Origin of the sequence: Piscinibacter defluvii (assembly GCF_004011805.1) — a bacterium.
Classification (GTDB): domain Bacteria; phylum Pseudomonadota; class Gammaproteobacteria; order Burkholderiales; family Burkholderiaceae_C; genus Piscinibacter; species Piscinibacter defluvii.
Genome location: NZ_RCHJ01000027.1, coordinates 61,582 through 76,727 on the forward strand (window position 1 = coordinate 61,582; position 15,146 = coordinate 76,727).

Consider the following 15,146-nt stretch of genomic DNA (forward strand, 5'->3'; position numbering starts at 1 on the left):
CGATGGCATCGCTCGAGCTGGTCGACGTCTCCAAGCGCTACGGGCGCACCGAGGCCGTGCGCAACGTGTCGCTGAGCGTGGGCGACGGCGAGTTCCTGGTGCTGGTGGGCCCGTCGGGCTGCGGCAAGAGCACGCTGCTGAACCTGATCGCCGGGCTGGAGCACGCGAGCAGCGGCGAGATCCGCATCGACGCGCGGCGCGTCAACGAGGTGCACCCGAAGGACCGCGACATCGCGATGGTGTTCCAGTCCTACGCGCTCTACCCGAACATGAACGTCGAGCGCAACATCACCTTCGGGCTGCGCGCGCGCGGCGTGCCGAAGGCGCAGCGCGACACCGCCCTGCGCAAGGTGGCGAGCCTGCTGCAGATCGAGCCGCTGCTCGAGCGCAAGCCGGCCGAGCTCTCCGGCGGCCAGCGCCAGCGCGTGGCGATGGGCCGGGCGATGGTGCGCGACCCGTCGATCTTCCTGTTCGACGAGCCGCTCTCGAACCTCGACGCCAAGCTGCGCCTGGAGATGCGTACCGAGATCAAGCGGCTGCACCAGCGCCTGGGCACCTCGGCGGTGTACGTGACGCACGACCAGATCGAGGCCATGACCCTGGCCACCCGCATCGCGGTGATGCGCGACGGCGTGCTGCAGCAGTGCGCCGACCCGCGCACGGTGTTCGAGTCGCCGGCCAACCTGTTCGTGGCCGACTTCATCGGCTCGCCGTCGATGAACTTCGTGCCCGCCACGCTGGTGCAGCAGGACGGCAGCCTGGGCGTGCACCTGCCGCGCCAGGGCGACGCGGCACTGTACGTGCCGCTGCCGCAGGCGCCGGCGCGCTATGCCGACTGGCTGGGGCGTGACGTGGTGTTCGGCGTGCGGCCGGAGCACCTGGCAGCGCTGCGCCCCGGCGAGCCCGCGCTGCCCGCGCGTGCGGTGCTGGAGTGCCGTGTCGACGTGGTGGAGCCGACCGGCACCGACACGATGGTGTTCTTCCCGCTCGGCGCGGTGGAGATGGTGGCGCGCATCGACGCGCAGGCCGCCGTGCGCCCGGGCGAACTGCTGCGCCTGGCGATCGACGCCGCGCGCACCAGCCTGTTCGACCCCCGGACCGGGCAACGGATATGAGTGCAAGCTGCGCGGGGCGGGCGCCCCGTGCCAGGTCACACACGAAGAGGAGACCGAGATGAAGACGATGCTGAAGTGGACGGCGGCCGCGCTGGTGGCCGCACTCGCGGCCAGCCCGGTGTGGGCGCAGAAGAAGACGCTCGCGGTGGTGGTGAAGGGGCTGGACAACCCCTTCTTCACCGTGCTGGGCGACGGCTGCGCGCTGTGGAACAAGGAGAACCCGAACTCCGAGTACAGCTGCCTGTACACCGGCCCGGCGTCGAGCGCCGACGAGGCCGGCGAGATCCAGATCGTCGAGGACCTGATCAACAAGGGGGTGGCGGGCATCGCGATCTCGCCGTCCAATGCGCCGGCGATGGCCAACATGCTCAAGGCCAAGAAGCCGAAGATGCCGATCATGACGATCGACGCCGACCTGGCCGCCGCCGACCGGGCGCTGCGCATCACCTACCTGGGCACCAACAACTACGACATGGGCGTGTTGATGGCCAAGCACCTGAAGGAACACAAGCCCAAGGGCGGCAGTGTCTGCCTGCAGCTCGGCAACGTGGCGGCCGACAACATCAACGCCCGCGCCGCAGGCTTCCGCGACACCATCGCCGGCAAGAAGGGCGTGGACCGGCTCAAGGGCGAGGGCGGCTGGAGCGAGGTCGCCGGCTGCCCGGTGTTCACCAACGACCAGATCGACCTGGCCAACCAGCAGATGGCCGACGTGTTCACCAAGAACCCGAAGCTCGACGCCTTCATCCTGGTGGGCGGCTGGGCCCAGTTCGGCCCGCAGGCCTACGCGCAGGTGACCGACCAGGTGATGCCGCGCCTGAAGAGCAAGGAGCTGGTGATCATCGCCGGCGACACGCTGCCGCCGCAGCTCGACGCGCTGAAGGCCGGGCGCAGCCACGCGCAGATCGGCCAGCGCCCGTTCGAGATGGGGCACCGCGCGCCGGCCGTGCTGATCGACCTGATCAACGGCAAGAAGGTCGCCGACCCGCTCTACACGGGGCTGGACGAGTGCACCCAGGCCAACCTCGGCAAGTGCCCAGCCAAGTGAGCACGCCCGTCCTGACGCTCGACCGCGTCTCGAAGCACTTCGGTGCGATCCAGGCGCTCGCCGAGGTGTCGCTCGCGCTGCACGCCGGCGAGGTGGTCGGGCTGATGGGCGACAACGGGGCGGGCAAGTCCACGCTGGTGAAGATCATCGCCGGCAACTTCCCGCCCTCCTCGGGCACGCTGGCGATGGAGGGGCGTGCGGTGCACTTCCACAAGCCGTCCGACGCGCGCGCGGCCGGCATCGAGATCGTCTACCAGGACCTGGCGCTGTGCGACAACCTGAGCGCGGCCGAGAACGTGTTCCTCGGCCGCGAGCTGATGCGCGGCCTCGGCCCGCTGCGCTGGATCGACTACCCCGCGATGCGCCAGCGCGCCGGCGAGCTCTTCGCCGAGCTGAAGTCCGAGACGCGCCCGCGCGACCTGGTGCGCCGCATGTCCGGCGGCCAGCGCCAGGCGGTGGCGATCGCGCGCACCCGGCTGTCGGACCCGCGCATCGTGCTGATGGACGAGCCCACCGCGGCCATCAGCGTGCGCCAGGTGGCCGAGGTGCTGGCGCTGATCCGCCGGCTGCGCGAGCACGGCATCGCGGTGGTGCTGATCAGCCATCGCATGCCCGACGTGTTCGCAGTGGCCGACCGCGTGGTGGTGCTGCGGCGCGGCGAGAAGGTGGCCGACAAGCCGGTGGGGGCCAGTTCGCCGGAAGAGGTGACGGGGCTGATCACCGGAGCGATCGCGGCGGCATAGGCAACCCCATGGACACGACCGATTCAACCCCTCGCGCCGGCGTTGCCGAGCCGTCGCTGCAGCAGGCCATCGCCCAGCAGGAGCGGCGCGGCGCATTCGCCTGGCTGGCCGGCCAGCCGACCTTCTGGGTCTCGCTCGCCGCGCTGCTGGCCTTCGTCGCGCTGACGCTGGCCAGCGACGTGTTCGCCACGCAGCAGAACCTGTTCAACGTGGCGCGCAACTTCGCCTTCGTCGCGATCATCGCGATCGGCATGACGGCGGTGATCGTCACCGGCGGCATCGACCTCTCGGTCGGCGCGGTGCTGGTGCTCTCCGGCATGGTGATCGGCATGACGATGAACGCCGGCCTGTCGATCTGGCTCGCGGTGCCGCTGGCGCTGCTGGTCTCGCTGGCGGTGGGCGCCTTCAACGGCGTGCTGATCGCCTACGTCGGCGTGCCGCCCTTCGTCGTCACGCTGGGCATGCTGTCGATCGCGCGCAGCCTGGCGATGGTGCTGTCCGACAACCGCATGGTGTATTCCTTCGGTCCGGACCAGCCGGCCCTGCTGGCACTCGGCGGCGGCTTCGTCGAGCTGGCGCTGCCCTGGCTCGATCCGGTGAAGATCCCCAACCCGCTGATCTTCCTGCTCGTGCTGCTGGTGCTCACCGGCCTGGCGTTCCGCTGGAGCCGCTGGGGCCGCTGGCTGTTCGCCATCGGCGGCAACGAACGCGCCGCCACGCTGACCGGCGTGCCGGTGAAGGCCATCAAGGTCAGCGTGTACATGTTCTGCGCCTTCTGCGCGGGCCTGACCGGCATCCTCGAGGTGGGCTGGCTCGGCACCATCACCACCGGGCTCGGCCAGGGCATGGAGCTGACCGTCATCGCCGCGGCGGTGATCGGCGGCGCCAACCTCTCCGGCGGCGTGGGCACCGCGTTCGGCGCCGTGGTGGGAGCCGCGCTGATCGAGGTGATCCGCAACAGCCTGACCCTGCTGGGCATCAGCACCTTCTGGCAGGGCACCTTCGTCGGCAGCTTCATCGTGATCGCGGTGCTGTTCGACCGGCTGCGCTCGCGCAGCGGGAGCGACTGAGCGCGGCCGCGCTGACCGGCTGTCTCCCGATGCCGGCCTGCGGGTGGCATCGTTGCGGGTCCGCTGCGAGGCGGGCCCGCTTTTTCGCCAAGGGGCAGCGCCCGCCTCAGGCGTGGATCTGCCGCCCGCCGGCGAAGGCCCAGTTCTCCCAGGTGGTCTCCTGGAACACCAGCATCACCTGCTCGGTGTCCTGCCCGGCGTCGCGCAGCCGGGCCATCAGGTCGGCCAGCAGTGCACGCTTGACCTTCACGCTGCGCCCGGCCGACCAGAGGATCTCGATCAGCACGAACTGCGGCCCGCGCGGGCGCGCCGCGTCCGGGTAGCTCGGGTGGATGCGCAGGCGTTCGGGCGGCAGCTCCAGCACGCGCTGGAAGCGGTCGTCGGCCGGCACGCCGGAGGCCACCAGCGCCGCGTGCACGGCGTCGAGCACGGCGTCGATGCGCTCGGCCGGCTGGCCGGCCGGCACGGTGAGGGTGACCAGCGGCATGGCCGTCTCCCTCAGTGCCGGAACGCCAGCAGCGCCGGTGCCGTCAGCGCCGAGACCAGCGTCTGGGCGTGCGACTGGATCTGCAGCGATTCGCCGGGGCCGAGCACGTAGTCGGTCAGGTCGCCGTCGATCGTGATCCACAGCGTGCCGCCCGCGCTGGCGAGGCGCAGGCCGTGGGCGTCGCCGAGGCGCAGCACGTCGTTGCGGCGCAGCGGCAGGGGGTCGCGGGTCGGTGAGGTCATCATGGCGGGCTCCTGGGGCCGGTTCGCATGCACGGGGCGCTTGCAACAAGACCGGCGTGGGCTCACTATCCACCCGTTTCAGCAGCGGCTCAAACGCTGATTTCGCACACCACGCATTCCCACAGCGCATGCCAAAACCGGTCGACCGCCTACCCCCGCTGGACCTGCTCGTCACCTTCGAGGCGGCGGCGCGCCAGCTCTCGTTCACGCGCGCGGCGGACGAGCGCTTCCTCACCCAGTCGGCCGTCAGCCGCCAGGTGCGCGCGCTGGAGGAGGACCTGGGCGTCGCGCTGTTCCGCCGCGGCCACCGTCGCATCGAGCTGACCGAACCGGGTCGGCGCCTGCACGCCGCCTGCAGCGAACTGATCGGTTCGCTGCGCCGCACCGTGGCCTCGATCCGCGCCCCGGCGCGGCGCGAGACGCTGGCGCTGACCACCACCCCGGGCTTCGCCTCGTTGTGGCTGATCCCGCGGCTGGCGGACTTCACGCGCGAGCACCCCGGCGTGGACGTGCGCCTGGACGCGAGCTTCGAGACCCGCGGTCTTCGCGCCGAGGGCTTCGACCTGGCGATCCGCTACGGCCGGCCCGGGCATGTGGAGGGTCGCCAGGTGTTCGCCGAGGCGATCCTGCCGGTGTGCAGCCCGAAGCTGCTCAGGCAGGCGCCGCTGGCGCGCCCGGCCGACCTGCGCCAGCACGTGCTGCTGCAGGTGGTGGGCCAGGGCGGGGCCGGCATGCCGGTGGAATGGGGCCCGTGGCTGCAGGCGGCCGGGCTGCCGGACCTGCAGCCGCGTGCGACGCTCAGCTTCTCCGGCTACGGCGAGGCGATCGCCGCGGCGCTGGCCGGCCAGGGCGTGGCGCTCGGGCGCCGGCCGCTGGTCGACACGCTGCTCAAGCGGCGCCAGCTGGTCACGCCCTTCGAGGGCAGCACGGCCTCGAGCCGGGCCTACTTCCTGCTCGTCGAGCCCGGCGCGCGCGAGCGCCCGGCGGTGCGCGCCTTCGAGGCCTGGCTGCTCAAGCAGGCCCAGGCCTAGACTTCTGCCAAACCAGCGTGAAGTTGTTGGCCGGCATGGGCACGATCTCGTGCAGGAGGAGGCCCTCGCGGCACGCGACGTCCGCCACCGCGTCGATGTCGCGCACGCCCCAGAGCGGATTCCTCGCACGCAGGCCCGCGTCGAACGCTTCGTTGCTCGGCGACGTGTGCGCGCCGCCGCGCCGGTATGGACCGTAGGTCACCAGCACGCCCCCGGCGGGCAGGATCCTGCCGGCCCCCGCCATCAACGCGAGCGTGGCCTCCCACGGCGAGATGTGAATCACGTTGATGCACACGACCGCGTCGGCCGCGGACACGGGCCAGGGATGCTCGGTGACATCGATGGCCAGCGGCGGCCTGACGTTCGACAGTCCCTCGGTGGCCGCCCACGCCTTGATCGACGCATGGCGCGCCAGGTCGATCTCGCTGGGCTGGAACACCAGGCCGGGCAAGGCCCTGGCGAAATGCGCCACGTGCTGCCCGGTGCCGCTGCCGATCTCGAGCACCAGGCCGCGTGGCGGCAGGACGCGCGCGAGCACCTCCAGGATCGGCTGCTTGTTGCGCTCGGGCGAGGGGGCGGTTTCGCGTGCGTCCCAGTCCTCGACGCTACTCGGGAGAGGCATAGTGCACGTACGACTCGCGGACCATGCCGTTCTTGTCGAAGAACAGCACCTCGACGACATGCGTTCCCGTGATGCCCTTGTAGTGGATCGCGATGCTGTCGACGCCGCGCAGGACCTCGAGCACGGTGAACTTGATGTGATCGAAGACCTCGAAGCCCTTCTTCACGTAGGCACGCAGCGCCGCCTTGCCCTGGACGGTGCCGCTGGGGTCGTGGCTCAGGCGTGCAATCAGCGGGGAGTGGAAGATCACGTCGTCGGTGTAGAAGGCCATCACGCGATCCAGGTCCTTCGACTCGAACGCGGCGACCCAGCGCTTCACGTAGTCGGCCGTCTTCTCCATCGTCAGCATCGGCGTCTCCTCTGGGCGGGGTTCGGCGGCCCGGTCCTGGCCGCGCGTCGATCGAGTGTGCCACGGGGCCGCTTTCGCCGGGAGCGGACGTCCGCCCCCCGTGCACAATCGCCGCGCCCCGCCCCATGAAGACCTTGCGCGACCTGAACCGCCCGCCGCAGATCACCGGCCGTGTCGAGACGATCGTCGTGCGCGGCGATCCGCGTGCGCCGGCCCGCGCCATCGAGGCGACCACCGCGCGCGCCGGCATCGGCCTGGCCGACGATCGGCTCGGCGCGCGCGGCGAGGCCGAGCTGTCGACGCGCCAGGTCACGCTGGTGCAGGCCGAGCACCTGCCGGTGATCGCCGCGCTGGCGCGCGTGCCGGCGGTGGACCCGGTGGCGCTGCGGCGCAACCTGGTCGTCTCGGGCATCAACCTGCTGGCGCTGAAGAACGCGCGCCTGCGCGTGGGCGAGGCGCTGCTCGAGATCGTCGGCCCCTGCGCGCCCTGCTCGCGCATGGAGGCGGAGATCGGCCCGGGGGCCTATGCCGCCCTGCGCGGGCATGGCGGCATGACCGCGCGGGTGATCGAGGGCGGCGCAATCCGGGTCGGCGACGCGGTGCGCGCCGACGCCTGACGCGGCCCGGTCCGATTCGCGCGTCGCGTTGCGTCGACTCAATCCGGCCGCAGCGGTGGCGGCTCAGACTGGCCGCCGGCGGCTGAACAACGCGGCCGTCGTGTGCCCCCCGAATCGAACCAGGAGAAAGCCATGGTCCATCCCGTCCGTCGCGCCGCCTGCCTCGCCTTGCTGGCCGCCGCCTGCAGCAGTTCGTTCGCCCAGGCCGAGGCCGACCTCGGCAAGAGCGAGTACATGTCGAACTGCGCGCCCTGTCACGGCGCCGGCGGCAAGGGCGACGGGGTGGTGCGCCAGTACCTCACCGTCAAGCCGACGGACCTGACCACCCTGGCCAAGCGCAACGGCGGCGCGCTGCCGGTGCAGCTGGTCTGGGAGATGATCGACGGCCGCACCCCGACCGTGCTCGGGCCGCACGGCACGCGCGAGATGCCGATCTGGGGCTCCACCTACCGGTCCCGCGCGATGTGGCAGCCCGAGACCGCCGCGGCGCCCGAGTGGTACGTGCGCGGACGCATCGTCGCGCTGATCGACTACCTCGGGCGCATCCAGGAGAAGTAGCGCGCGGCGGCCGCCATGCGACGCGGCGCCGTCGCGGCGCTGGCCCTCGCCGGCGCCGCCGCCGGCCTGTCGGCGCAGGCCTACTCGGTGATTCCGCTGGAGGCGCCGGGGGAGGTCCTGAAGTGGGGCGCGTCGCACGCAGCCGGCAGCCCCGGGGGCGAGGTGACCTGGGGCTTCGTGGCCGCGGGCACGCCCGGCAGCGCGGCCTGCCTGCCGTACTGCGCCGGCGAGAGCCTCGACCGGCTGCCGCACCACTACCCGGCACCGACCCTCGGCAACCGGACGGAGCCCTTGCCGCTGGCGAGCCTGCACGAGGCGTTCCAGGCGGCCTTCGACGCCTGGTCGGCGGTGGCCGACATCCGCTTCCGCTACCTCGGCGTCGACGATTCGCGGCGGCCGTTCGGCGCCCCGACGGCGGGCGCGCCGATGATCCGCATCGCGGTGTTCCGCTTCGCGGGCACCTGGCAGTACTGCAATTCGGCCGCGGCGTTCGCACCGCCGCCCAACCTCGGCACGCTCGCCGGCGACGTGTTCATCAACGCGAACGTCGGCTACCAGATGACGCCGCCACAGGACGGCGACGCGCCGCCGTCCTTCCCCGTGCCGCACGGGCTGCACATGACGGACCTGCGCCATCTCGCGCTGCACGAGACCGGCCACGCCATCGGGCTCGGCAGCTCGGACGAGCGCGACGCGGTGATGTGCGCCCCGTCGTTGACGGTGGACTGCAGCAGGCGGGTCACGCCCTGGCACCTGCCGCGCGCCGACGACATCGCCGGGGCGAAGCACCTGTACGGCGCGCGGCCGGGCCCGGAACGACGCACCGACGACCGGCGCGCGCCGTGAGCCCGGCATGATCGGGGTGCGCGGCCCTGGCGCCGCCTGCCATCGACCCGGAGTCCCTGCCCATGGCCGAACCGATTGCCAAACGAGACATCCAGGCCCTGCCCGTGGTGCCCTACGAGGGCCTGCGCGACGCGCTGCGCACCGGCGACCTGGTGTTCTGCTCCGGCTCCTACCTGTTCTCGCGCGCGATCCAGGGTTTCACGCGCTCGGTGTGGAGCCACGTGGGCATGGTCTACCGCGACGAGGCGCTCGGCCGCATCTTCGTGCTCGAGAGCGAGACCGGCATCGGCGTGCGGCTCGTGCCGATGTCCAAGTACCTGCGCGACTACCACGGTCGCCGCCGGCCCTACCGCGGCCAGATCGTCACCGCGCGCATCGAGCCGCCGGTCGACGAGGCCATGCTGCGCCAGGCGATCAGTCATGGCATGGACGAGCTGACCCGGCCCTACGACAACGTCGAGATCCTGCGCATCGCGGTGCGCATCGCGCTGCGCATCAGCCGGCGCAGCCGCGATCGCAAGTACATCTGCTCCGAGCTGGTCGAGGCCTGCTATCGCCGCGCGGGCGTCAGGTTCAACCTGCGCGACAACTTCATCAGCCCGATGGACATCTGGCTCGACGACAACGTGGTGCGCGGTGCGCGGATTCTCTGATGCGCCTCAGGCCCGCAACGCCAGCCGCACCGGCATCGCCTGCGGGTGCATGGTGAAGGACATCACCTCGTGCACCTGCGCCGGCTCGCAGGCCAGCTGCACGCGGAAGTTGCGCGCCAGCATCGACAGCACCAGCCGCATCTCGACACCCGCCAGGTGCCGCCCCGGGCAGACCCGCGGCCCGGTGCCGAACTGAAGCCAGGCCCGCGCGTCGTGCGCGCGGGTGGCGGCGTGCGGGCAGCCCGCTGCCGCCGGTCCGGCCGACCCGGCCGGCGCGCGCTGCCAGCGCTGCGGGTCGAAGCGCTGCGGGTCGGCGAAGCGCCGCGCATCCAGCATCGCCGGGCGCAGCATGAAGAACATCGGCGTGCCGCGCGGCAGCGCGAGGCCGCCGAGCTCGACATCGACCACCGGCTCGAGGCCGAACATCGGCACCACCGGGCGCAGCCGGGTCGCCTCGGTGGCCACGGCCTCGAAGGCGTCGAGCTGCTTCACCTGCTCGTGCTCGCGGCACAGCCGGGCGTCGCCGAACAGCGCCTCGGCCTCGCGTGACAGCCGGTCCTGCAGCGCCGGGTCGCCGGCCAGGTAGAAGAGGCTCCAGGCGAGCGAGTGCGCGGTGGTGTCCTCGCCGGCCAGCAGCAGCGTGATCACGTTGGCCACCACGTCCTCGCGCGAGAGCGTGCCGCCCTCGGCCTCGTTGGCGGCCAGCAGGGCCTCGAGCAGGTTGCGCGGCTCGCCGGGTGCGCCGCGGCGGCGCCACTGCGCCCGGTCGATCAGCGCCTCCACGTGGGCATGCACCGCGGCGACTGCACGGTCGAGCCGGCGGTCGCGCGGCAACTTGAGGTAGCGCCAGTACGGGAACGGCGCGATCGAGCGCTCCATCAGCATCGGGAAGATCAGCGCCAGGTGCTCCTGGATGCGGTCGCCCGGGCCGTCGATCGTGTTCGGGTCCTCGCCGAAGGCGAGCGCGGTGGTCACGTCCACGGTGTAGCGGGTCAGCTCGTCGCGCATCTCGAGCACCTCGCCGCGCCGCGCCGCCTCGGCCCAGCGCCGGCGCAGCCGCTCGGTGATCGTGTGCAGCAGCGGGAAGAAGGCGCGGAAATGCGTGGCCGCGAGCGAGCGCATCACGATCTGGCGCTGCGGCCGCCAGGCCTCGCCCTCGACCGAGAACACGCCGTTGGCACCCATCTCGGCGAGCACCGCCTCGATGGTGCGGCGGCGCCGGAAGCGCTCCGGCCGCTCGCGCAGCACGCCGTGCAGGAGGTCGGTGTCGGCACTCAGCAGCGCGTGCCGGCGCCCGAGGCGGATCGACAGCATCGGCCCCTGCTCGGCCAGCCAGCGCTCGAAGGTCCGGTGCACCTGCGCCGGCTGCATGCGGTGCAGGTGGCCGAGCAGCGGCAGCCCGGGCGGTGACGGCAGGTCGGCCAGGGTGCGCAAGGGCGTGGCCAGGGCCAGGGTGTTCATGCGGGGTCGGGGGTCGTACGCGGTGCGCGCACTGTGACGCGCCGCGCGCCGCAGGAGGACGGGACCGCTGTCCCTTCCCCGGCCGGGCAGCCCTCCCCCACGAAGGACGCTTGTCCCGTGCAACGCCGCTCGCCTATGCTCGCGCCGCTGCGCAGCAGTCCATGGAAGCCGCCCCACCCCGCCCCGCCATCCGCTTCGTGCGCAGCCCCGACGGCGTGCGCCTGGCCTATGCCCGCAGCGGCTCGGGCGAGCCGCTGGTGCTCAAGGCCGCCACCTGGCTGTCGCACCTCGAGGTCGACTGGGACAGCCCGGTGTGGCGCCACCTGCTGCGCGCGCTCAGCGGGCGCGGCAGCTTCGTGCGCTACGACGAACGCGGCTGCGGCCTGTCGGACTGGATCGTCCCGGAGCTGAGCTTCGAGAGCTGGGTGCGCGACCTGGAGACGGTGGCCGACGCGCTCGACGCGCCGCGCTTCGCGCTGCTGGGCATCTCGCAGGGTGCCGCGGTGGCGATCGCCTACGCGGTGCGGCACCCCGAACGGGTCTCGCACCTGGTGCTGCACGGCGGCTATGCCCGCGGCCGGCTGGTGCGCGGCACGACGGCCGCGCAGCGTGAAGAGGCCGAGCTGATGTGCCAGCTCGCCGAGCTCGGCTGGGGTCGCGCCGACACCTCGTTCCGCCAGTTCTTCACCACCCAGTTCATCCCGGGCGGCACCGCCGAGCAGCACCAGTGGTTCAACGAGATGGAGCGCATCTCCACCTCGCCGGAGAACGCCGCGCGTTTCATGCGCGCCTTCAACACCATCGACGTCACCGCGCTGCTGCCGCAGGTGCGCTGCCCGACGCTGGTGCTGCACAGCCGCGACGACGCGCGCGTGCCCTTCGACGAGGGCCGCCTGATCGCCGGCGGCATCGAGGGCGCGCAGTTCGTGCCGATCGACAGCCGCAACCACCTGCTGCTCGAGCACGAGCCGGGCTGGCCGGCCTGGCTCGCGGCGGTGCGTGCCTTCCTCGGCGGCGCGGCGGCGGCGGCCGACCCGCCGCTCGTCGAGCACCTGTCGCCGCGCCAGCGCGAGGTGCTCGCGCTGCTCGCGCAGGGGCGCGACAACGCGCAGATCGCCGCGGTGCTCGGCCTGTCGGAGAAGACGGTGCGCAATCAGGTCTCGGCCATCTTCGACCGGCTCGGCGTGGAGAGCCGCGCCCAGGCCATCGTCGCGGCACGCGAGGCCGGGCTGGGCGGGCGCTGAGGTGACGTTGCGTTGGTACGTTGGGATCGGGCGGCGCGGATCGACCCGTCGGGGTCATCCAGCCCGCGCCGAAGCTGACCTTCGTGAGTTGCCCGCTAGCCCTTGGACGCTTCTCGATGCAACCAGGCCGGGAGCGCTTCGACCGGAGGTCGCTTGGCATGGCGTGCCGGGTAGACGGCGAATGTGCCTTGATCTTGATGGCCTTCTCGAGACCGAACAGCCCCGCCCACCGCGGCGTCCTGAGCGCGCTCGGGCAAGCACGGACTTGATCTCACGGGACCGAGCCCTACCATCTCCGCAGGCACGTGCGCTTCGCCGGCCGCGACCGTGGAGACAACCCCATGACCCAAGCGCTTCCGCCGCAAGCCGCCGCCTTCCATCGGCTGCAACAGCTGATGTCCGCGTCGCCGGTCCCATCCATCTCGACCGAACTGCTGACGACGGCGGACGGCGAGCTCAACCGCGAGCTCAATGCGTTCCTGTTCGACCCGCCCAGCCAACCGGACCGACTTCGCGGCAGGCGCATCGCCATCTGCTGCACAAATGGGGTCGAGGAGGTGGAGATCCTGGGCGCGCATCGCTGGCTCACGGAGCACGGCGCCACGGTGCACATCGTCTCTCCCCGCATCGGCGAATTCGATCCCACGCTCGGCCTGCGCTTTCCGCCGCAGTGCGCGACCCATGTGCTTGCGATCCGCCTGATGGAGAACGCCGGCTGGCTGAAGATCGACCGCTACACCGACGAGGCCAGCGCCGCCGACTATGACGCCATCCTGCTGCCCGGCGGCTGCTGGAACCCCGACGCCCTGCGCATGGACCCGCACGCACGCGCGCTGGTGCGTGCCATGGATGAAGCCGGCAAGCCGACGTGCGCCATCTGCCACGGACAGTGGGTCATGGTGAGCGCGAAGATTCTCAAGGGCCGCCGCGCCACGGCGGTATGGAACATCCAGATCGACCTCGAGAACGCAGGGGCGACGGTGCTGGACGAGCCCTGCGTGGTCGACGGCAACCTGATCACGGCCCGCTTCCCGTACGACCTGCCCCGCTTGATGTACGCCATGGCGGCACAGCTGGCTCCTGCCCGTTAGCCGACCCGTCAAGGGCCGCGCACGGCGCCGTGCGAGCTGCCTCGGATCGAGGTGATCGCGCGCCGAACGATTCGCCCGTGAGCCGAACCAACGAGCCCCCGGGACGCGCTATCGTGCGCCCATGAGCCTCGCCCACCTGCTGCAACGCCAGGCCCTGGCCGCGCCGGAGCGCCCGGCCCTCTTCTCCGGCACCGCGCCGTGGGCCAGCTACGGCCAATGGGCGGCCCGCAGCGCCGCGCTGGCGCGGCGGCTGCGGGCGGCCGGCCTGGCGCCGGGCGACCGGGTGCTGCTGTTCGCGCGCAACCACCCGCGTTACCTCGAGGTGTTGTGGGGCGCCTGGTGGGCCGGGCTGGTGGTGGTGCCGGTCAACGCCAAGCTGCACCCGGCCGAGGTGCAGTGGATCGTGGACGACGCGCAGGCGCGCTGGGCCTTCGTCACGGCCGACGTCGCGCCGCAGCCGCTCGCGCGGCTCGAGCGCCAGTTCGAACTCGACGGCGCCGAGGCCGATGCGCTGCTCGCCGCAGGCGAGCCGCTGGACATCGAGCCCCGCGGCCCCGACGAGCTGGCCTGGCTGTTCTACACCAGCGGCACCACCGGCCGGCCCAAGGGCGTGATGCTGACGCAGCGCAACCTGATGACTATGGGCCTGGCCTACTTCGCCGACGTGGACGCGATCGACCGTGACGACCTGATGGCCTATGCCGCGCCGATGTCGCACGGCTGCGGGCTGTACACGGTGCCGCACGTGATGGCCGGCGCGCGCCACGTGGTGCCGGCCTCGGGCGGGGTGGACCCGGCCGAGCTGTTCGGGCTCGGGCGTGCGCTCGGGCCGCTCACCACCTTCGCCGCGCCGACCATCGTCAAGCGCCTGGTCGACCATGCGCAGGCCCAAGGCCTGGTGCCGGAGGACGCGGCCGCCGCCTTCAAGACCATCGTCTACGGCGGCGCGCCGATGTACCTGGCCGACATCCAGCGCGCGCTGCGCGTGATGGGGCCGCGCTTCGTGCAGATCTACGGCCAGGGCGAGACGCCGATGACCGCCACCGCGCTGGCGCGCCACCACCTGGCCGACCGCACGCACCCGCGCCACCTCGAGCGGCTCGGCTCGGTGGGGGTGGCGCAGACGCCGGTGCAGCTGCGCGTGGCCGACGCGCAGGGCCGGCCGCTGCCGCCGGGCGAGGTGGGCGAGGTGCTGGTGCGCGGCGACAGCGTGATGCGCGGCTACTGGCGCAACCCCGAGGCCAGCGCCGCGGCGCTGCGCGACGGGTGGCTCTGGACCGGCGACGTCGGCACGCTGGACGCCGACGGCTTCCTCACGCTGAAGGACCGCAGCAAGGACCTGATCATCAGCGGCGGCTCGAACATCTACCCGCGCGAGGTGGAGGAGGTGCTGCTGGCCGCACCGGGCGTGGCCGAGGCCGCGGTGGTGGGCCTGCCGGATGCCGAATGGGGCGAGGCGGTGGTGGCCTTCGTCGTGGCCGCGCCCGGGGCCGCGCCGACGGCAGCGGCGCTGGACGCCCATTGCCTGGCGCACATCGCGCGCTTCAAGCGCCCCAAGCGCTACGAGTTCGTCGACGCGCTGCCGAAGAACAACTACGGCAAGGTGCTGAAGACCGCGCTGCGCGAGCGGCTGCGCGGCTGAACGCGGCGCGGCACGGCGACTCTCAGCGACATGACCAACACCCTGAGCTTGCTCGTGCTGGCCGCCGCTGCCTCGGCGCCGGCCGGCACGCCGCCGCTGTCGCCGCGCTGCGAGCGCGCGCTCGAGGCGCTGCGCGTGCACGAGGCGCAGCTGCCGGCCTCCGGGGCGGCGGGATCGGCCGCCGCGCTGGCCAAGGCGGCCGCGCTGCGCCGCAATGCGGCGCGCGAATGCCTGGGCGGGCCCGGCGCCGTGCCGCCGCCGCAGATGCACCGCGAGCCGCTGCGCGTGCCGCCGGTCGCGGCGCCGGCATCGGCCGCCGCGGTCCGG

17 protein-coding genes and 1 pseudogene are annotated in these 15,146 nt (G+C 72.4%); 13 read left to right on the top strand and 5 right to left on the bottom strand.

Annotation, left to right across the window (positions count from 1 at the left end; all coding sequences use genetic code 11):
• The first annotated feature begins 2 nt into the window (after nucleotides 1-2).
• From D9C15_RS29255 to D9C15_RS29270, 4 genes are read left to right on the top strand one after another with little or no spacing between them, the layout of a single operon-like run.
• Entirely contained in the window at nucleotides 3-1,115 is a 1,113-nt protein-coding gene (locus D9C15_RS29255; RefSeq protein ID WP_128002845.1) for an ABC transporter ATP-binding protein, read from the top strand.
• A 58-nt stretch (nucleotides 1,116-1,173) separates the two neighbouring features.
• Complete coding sequence (locus tag D9C15_RS29260; RefSeq protein ID WP_128002847.1) at nucleotides 1,174-2,163, top strand: substrate-binding domain-containing protein; 990 nt, start codon at nucleotides 1,174-1,176, stop codon at nucleotides 2,161-2,163.
• Nucleotides 2,160-2,906 (top strand): ATP-binding cassette domain-containing protein, encoded by a 747-nt coding sequence (locus D9C15_RS29265; protein ID WP_240668643.1) that lies wholly within the window; start codon nucleotides 2,160-2,162, stop codon nucleotides 2,904-2,906. The genes D9C15_RS29260 and D9C15_RS29265 overlap by 4 nt, the downstream gene beginning before the upstream one ends.
• Nucleotides 2,907-2,914: 8 nt before the next feature.
• Nucleotides 2,915-3,976: an ABC transporter permease gene (locus D9C15_RS29270; RefSeq protein ID WP_128002850.1), complete on the top strand. Its 1,062-nt coding sequence runs from the start codon at nucleotides 2,915-2,917 to the stop codon at nucleotides 3,974-3,976.
• A gap of 106 nt (nucleotides 3,977-4,082) precedes the next feature.
• Here the strand turns inward: D9C15_RS29270 and D9C15_RS29275 are convergent, their stop codons facing one another.
• Together D9C15_RS29275 and D9C15_RS29280 are read right to left on the bottom strand one after the other, a co-directional pair.
• Nucleotides 4,083-4,463, bottom strand: a complete 381-nt coding sequence (locus D9C15_RS29275; RefSeq protein WP_128002852.1) for a tautomerase family protein — start codon at nucleotides 4,461-4,463, stop codon at nucleotides 4,083-4,085.
• 11 nt (nucleotides 4,464-4,474) lie between these two features.
• On the bottom strand, nucleotides 4,475-4,708 hold the full coding sequence (locus D9C15_RS29280) for a DUF2917 domain-containing protein (protein ID WP_128002854.1): 234 nt from the start codon (nucleotides 4,706-4,708) through the stop codon (nucleotides 4,475-4,477).
• A gap of 125 nt (nucleotides 4,709-4,833) precedes the next feature.
• Between D9C15_RS29280 and D9C15_RS29285 the strand changes: the two genes are divergently transcribed.
• On the top strand, nucleotides 4,834-5,736 hold the full coding sequence (locus tag D9C15_RS29285) for a LysR substrate-binding domain-containing protein (protein ID WP_128002856.1): 903 nt from the start codon (nucleotides 4,834-4,836) through the stop codon (nucleotides 5,734-5,736).
• Here D9C15_RS29285 and D9C15_RS29290 read toward each other — a convergent pair.
• Both D9C15_RS29290 and D9C15_RS29295 read right to left on the bottom strand, forming a co-directional pair.
• Nucleotides 5,717-6,358, bottom strand: a complete 642-nt coding sequence (locus D9C15_RS29290; RefSeq protein WP_128002858.1) for a DUF938 domain-containing protein — start codon at nucleotides 6,356-6,358, stop codon at nucleotides 5,717-5,719. The genes D9C15_RS29285 and D9C15_RS29290 overlap by 20 nt on opposite strands.
• A complete protein-coding gene (locus tag D9C15_RS29295) occupies nucleotides 6,342-6,707 on the bottom strand; it encodes a nuclear transport factor 2 family protein (protein ID WP_128002860.1) in 366 nt (121 codons plus the stop codon). Before D9C15_RS29295 ends, D9C15_RS29290 begins: the two co-directional genes overlap by 17 nt.
• Nucleotides 6,708-6,832: 125 nt before the next feature.
• Between D9C15_RS29295 and D9C15_RS29300 the strand changes: the two genes are divergently transcribed.
• From D9C15_RS29300 to D9C15_RS29315, 4 genes are all read left to right on the top strand, one after another.
• Nucleotides 6,833-7,324, top strand: a complete 492-nt coding sequence (locus D9C15_RS29300) for an MOSC domain-containing protein (protein ID WP_128002862.1) — start codon at nucleotides 6,833-6,835, stop codon at nucleotides 7,322-7,324.
• A 132-nt stretch (nucleotides 7,325-7,456) separates the two neighbouring features.
• Complete coding sequence (locus D9C15_RS29305) at nucleotides 7,457-7,882, top strand: c-type cytochrome (protein WP_128002864.1); 426 nt, start codon at nucleotides 7,457-7,459, stop codon at nucleotides 7,880-7,882.
• A 15-nt stretch (nucleotides 7,883-7,897) separates the two neighbouring features.
• Complete coding sequence (locus tag D9C15_RS29310; protein WP_128002866.1) at nucleotides 7,898-8,728, top strand: matrixin family metalloprotease; 831 nt, start codon at nucleotides 7,898-7,900, stop codon at nucleotides 8,726-8,728.
• A 62-nt stretch (nucleotides 8,729-8,790) separates the two neighbouring features.
• A complete protein-coding gene (locus D9C15_RS29315) occupies nucleotides 8,791-9,381 on the top strand; it encodes a YiiX/YebB-like N1pC/P60 family cysteine hydrolase (RefSeq protein WP_128002868.1) in 591 nt (196 codons plus the stop codon).
• Nucleotides 9,382-9,387: 6 nt separating this feature from the next.
• On the opposite strand, the gene D9C15_RS29320 is transcribed toward D9C15_RS29315, so the two are convergent.
• Nucleotides 9,388-10,842: a cytochrome P450 gene (locus D9C15_RS29320; protein ID WP_128002870.1), complete on the bottom strand. Its 1,455-nt coding sequence runs from the start codon at nucleotides 10,840-10,842 to the stop codon at nucleotides 9,388-9,390.
• Nucleotides 10,843-11,003: 161 nt separating this feature from the next.
• On the opposite strand from D9C15_RS29320, the gene D9C15_RS29325 reads away from it, so the two are divergent.
• From D9C15_RS29325 to D9C15_RS29345, 4 genes and pseudogenes are all read left to right on the top strand, one after another.
• Nucleotides 11,004-12,086: an alpha/beta fold hydrolase gene (locus D9C15_RS29325; protein ID WP_128002872.1), complete on the top strand. Its 1,083-nt coding sequence runs from the start codon at nucleotides 11,004-11,006 to the stop codon at nucleotides 12,084-12,086.
• A gap of 341 nt (nucleotides 12,087-12,427) precedes the next feature.
• Nucleotides 12,428-13,177 carry a type 1 glutamine amidotransferase domain-containing protein gene (locus tag D9C15_RS29335; RefSeq protein WP_128002874.1) on the top strand — a complete coding sequence of 250 codons (750 nt, stop codon included), beginning with the start codon at nucleotides 12,428-12,430 and terminating at the stop codon, nucleotides 13,175-13,177.
• A gap of 121 nt (nucleotides 13,178-13,298) precedes the next feature.
• Nucleotides 13,299-14,819, top strand: coding sequence for a class I adenylate-forming enzyme family protein (locus D9C15_RS29340; RefSeq protein WP_128002876.1), 1,521 nt, complete (start codon nucleotides 13,299-13,301; stop codon nucleotides 14,817-14,819).
• 30 nt (nucleotides 14,820-14,849) lie between these two features.
• Nucleotides 14,850-15,146: pseudogene (locus D9C15_RS29345) on the top strand (hypothetical protein); the annotation flags it as partial.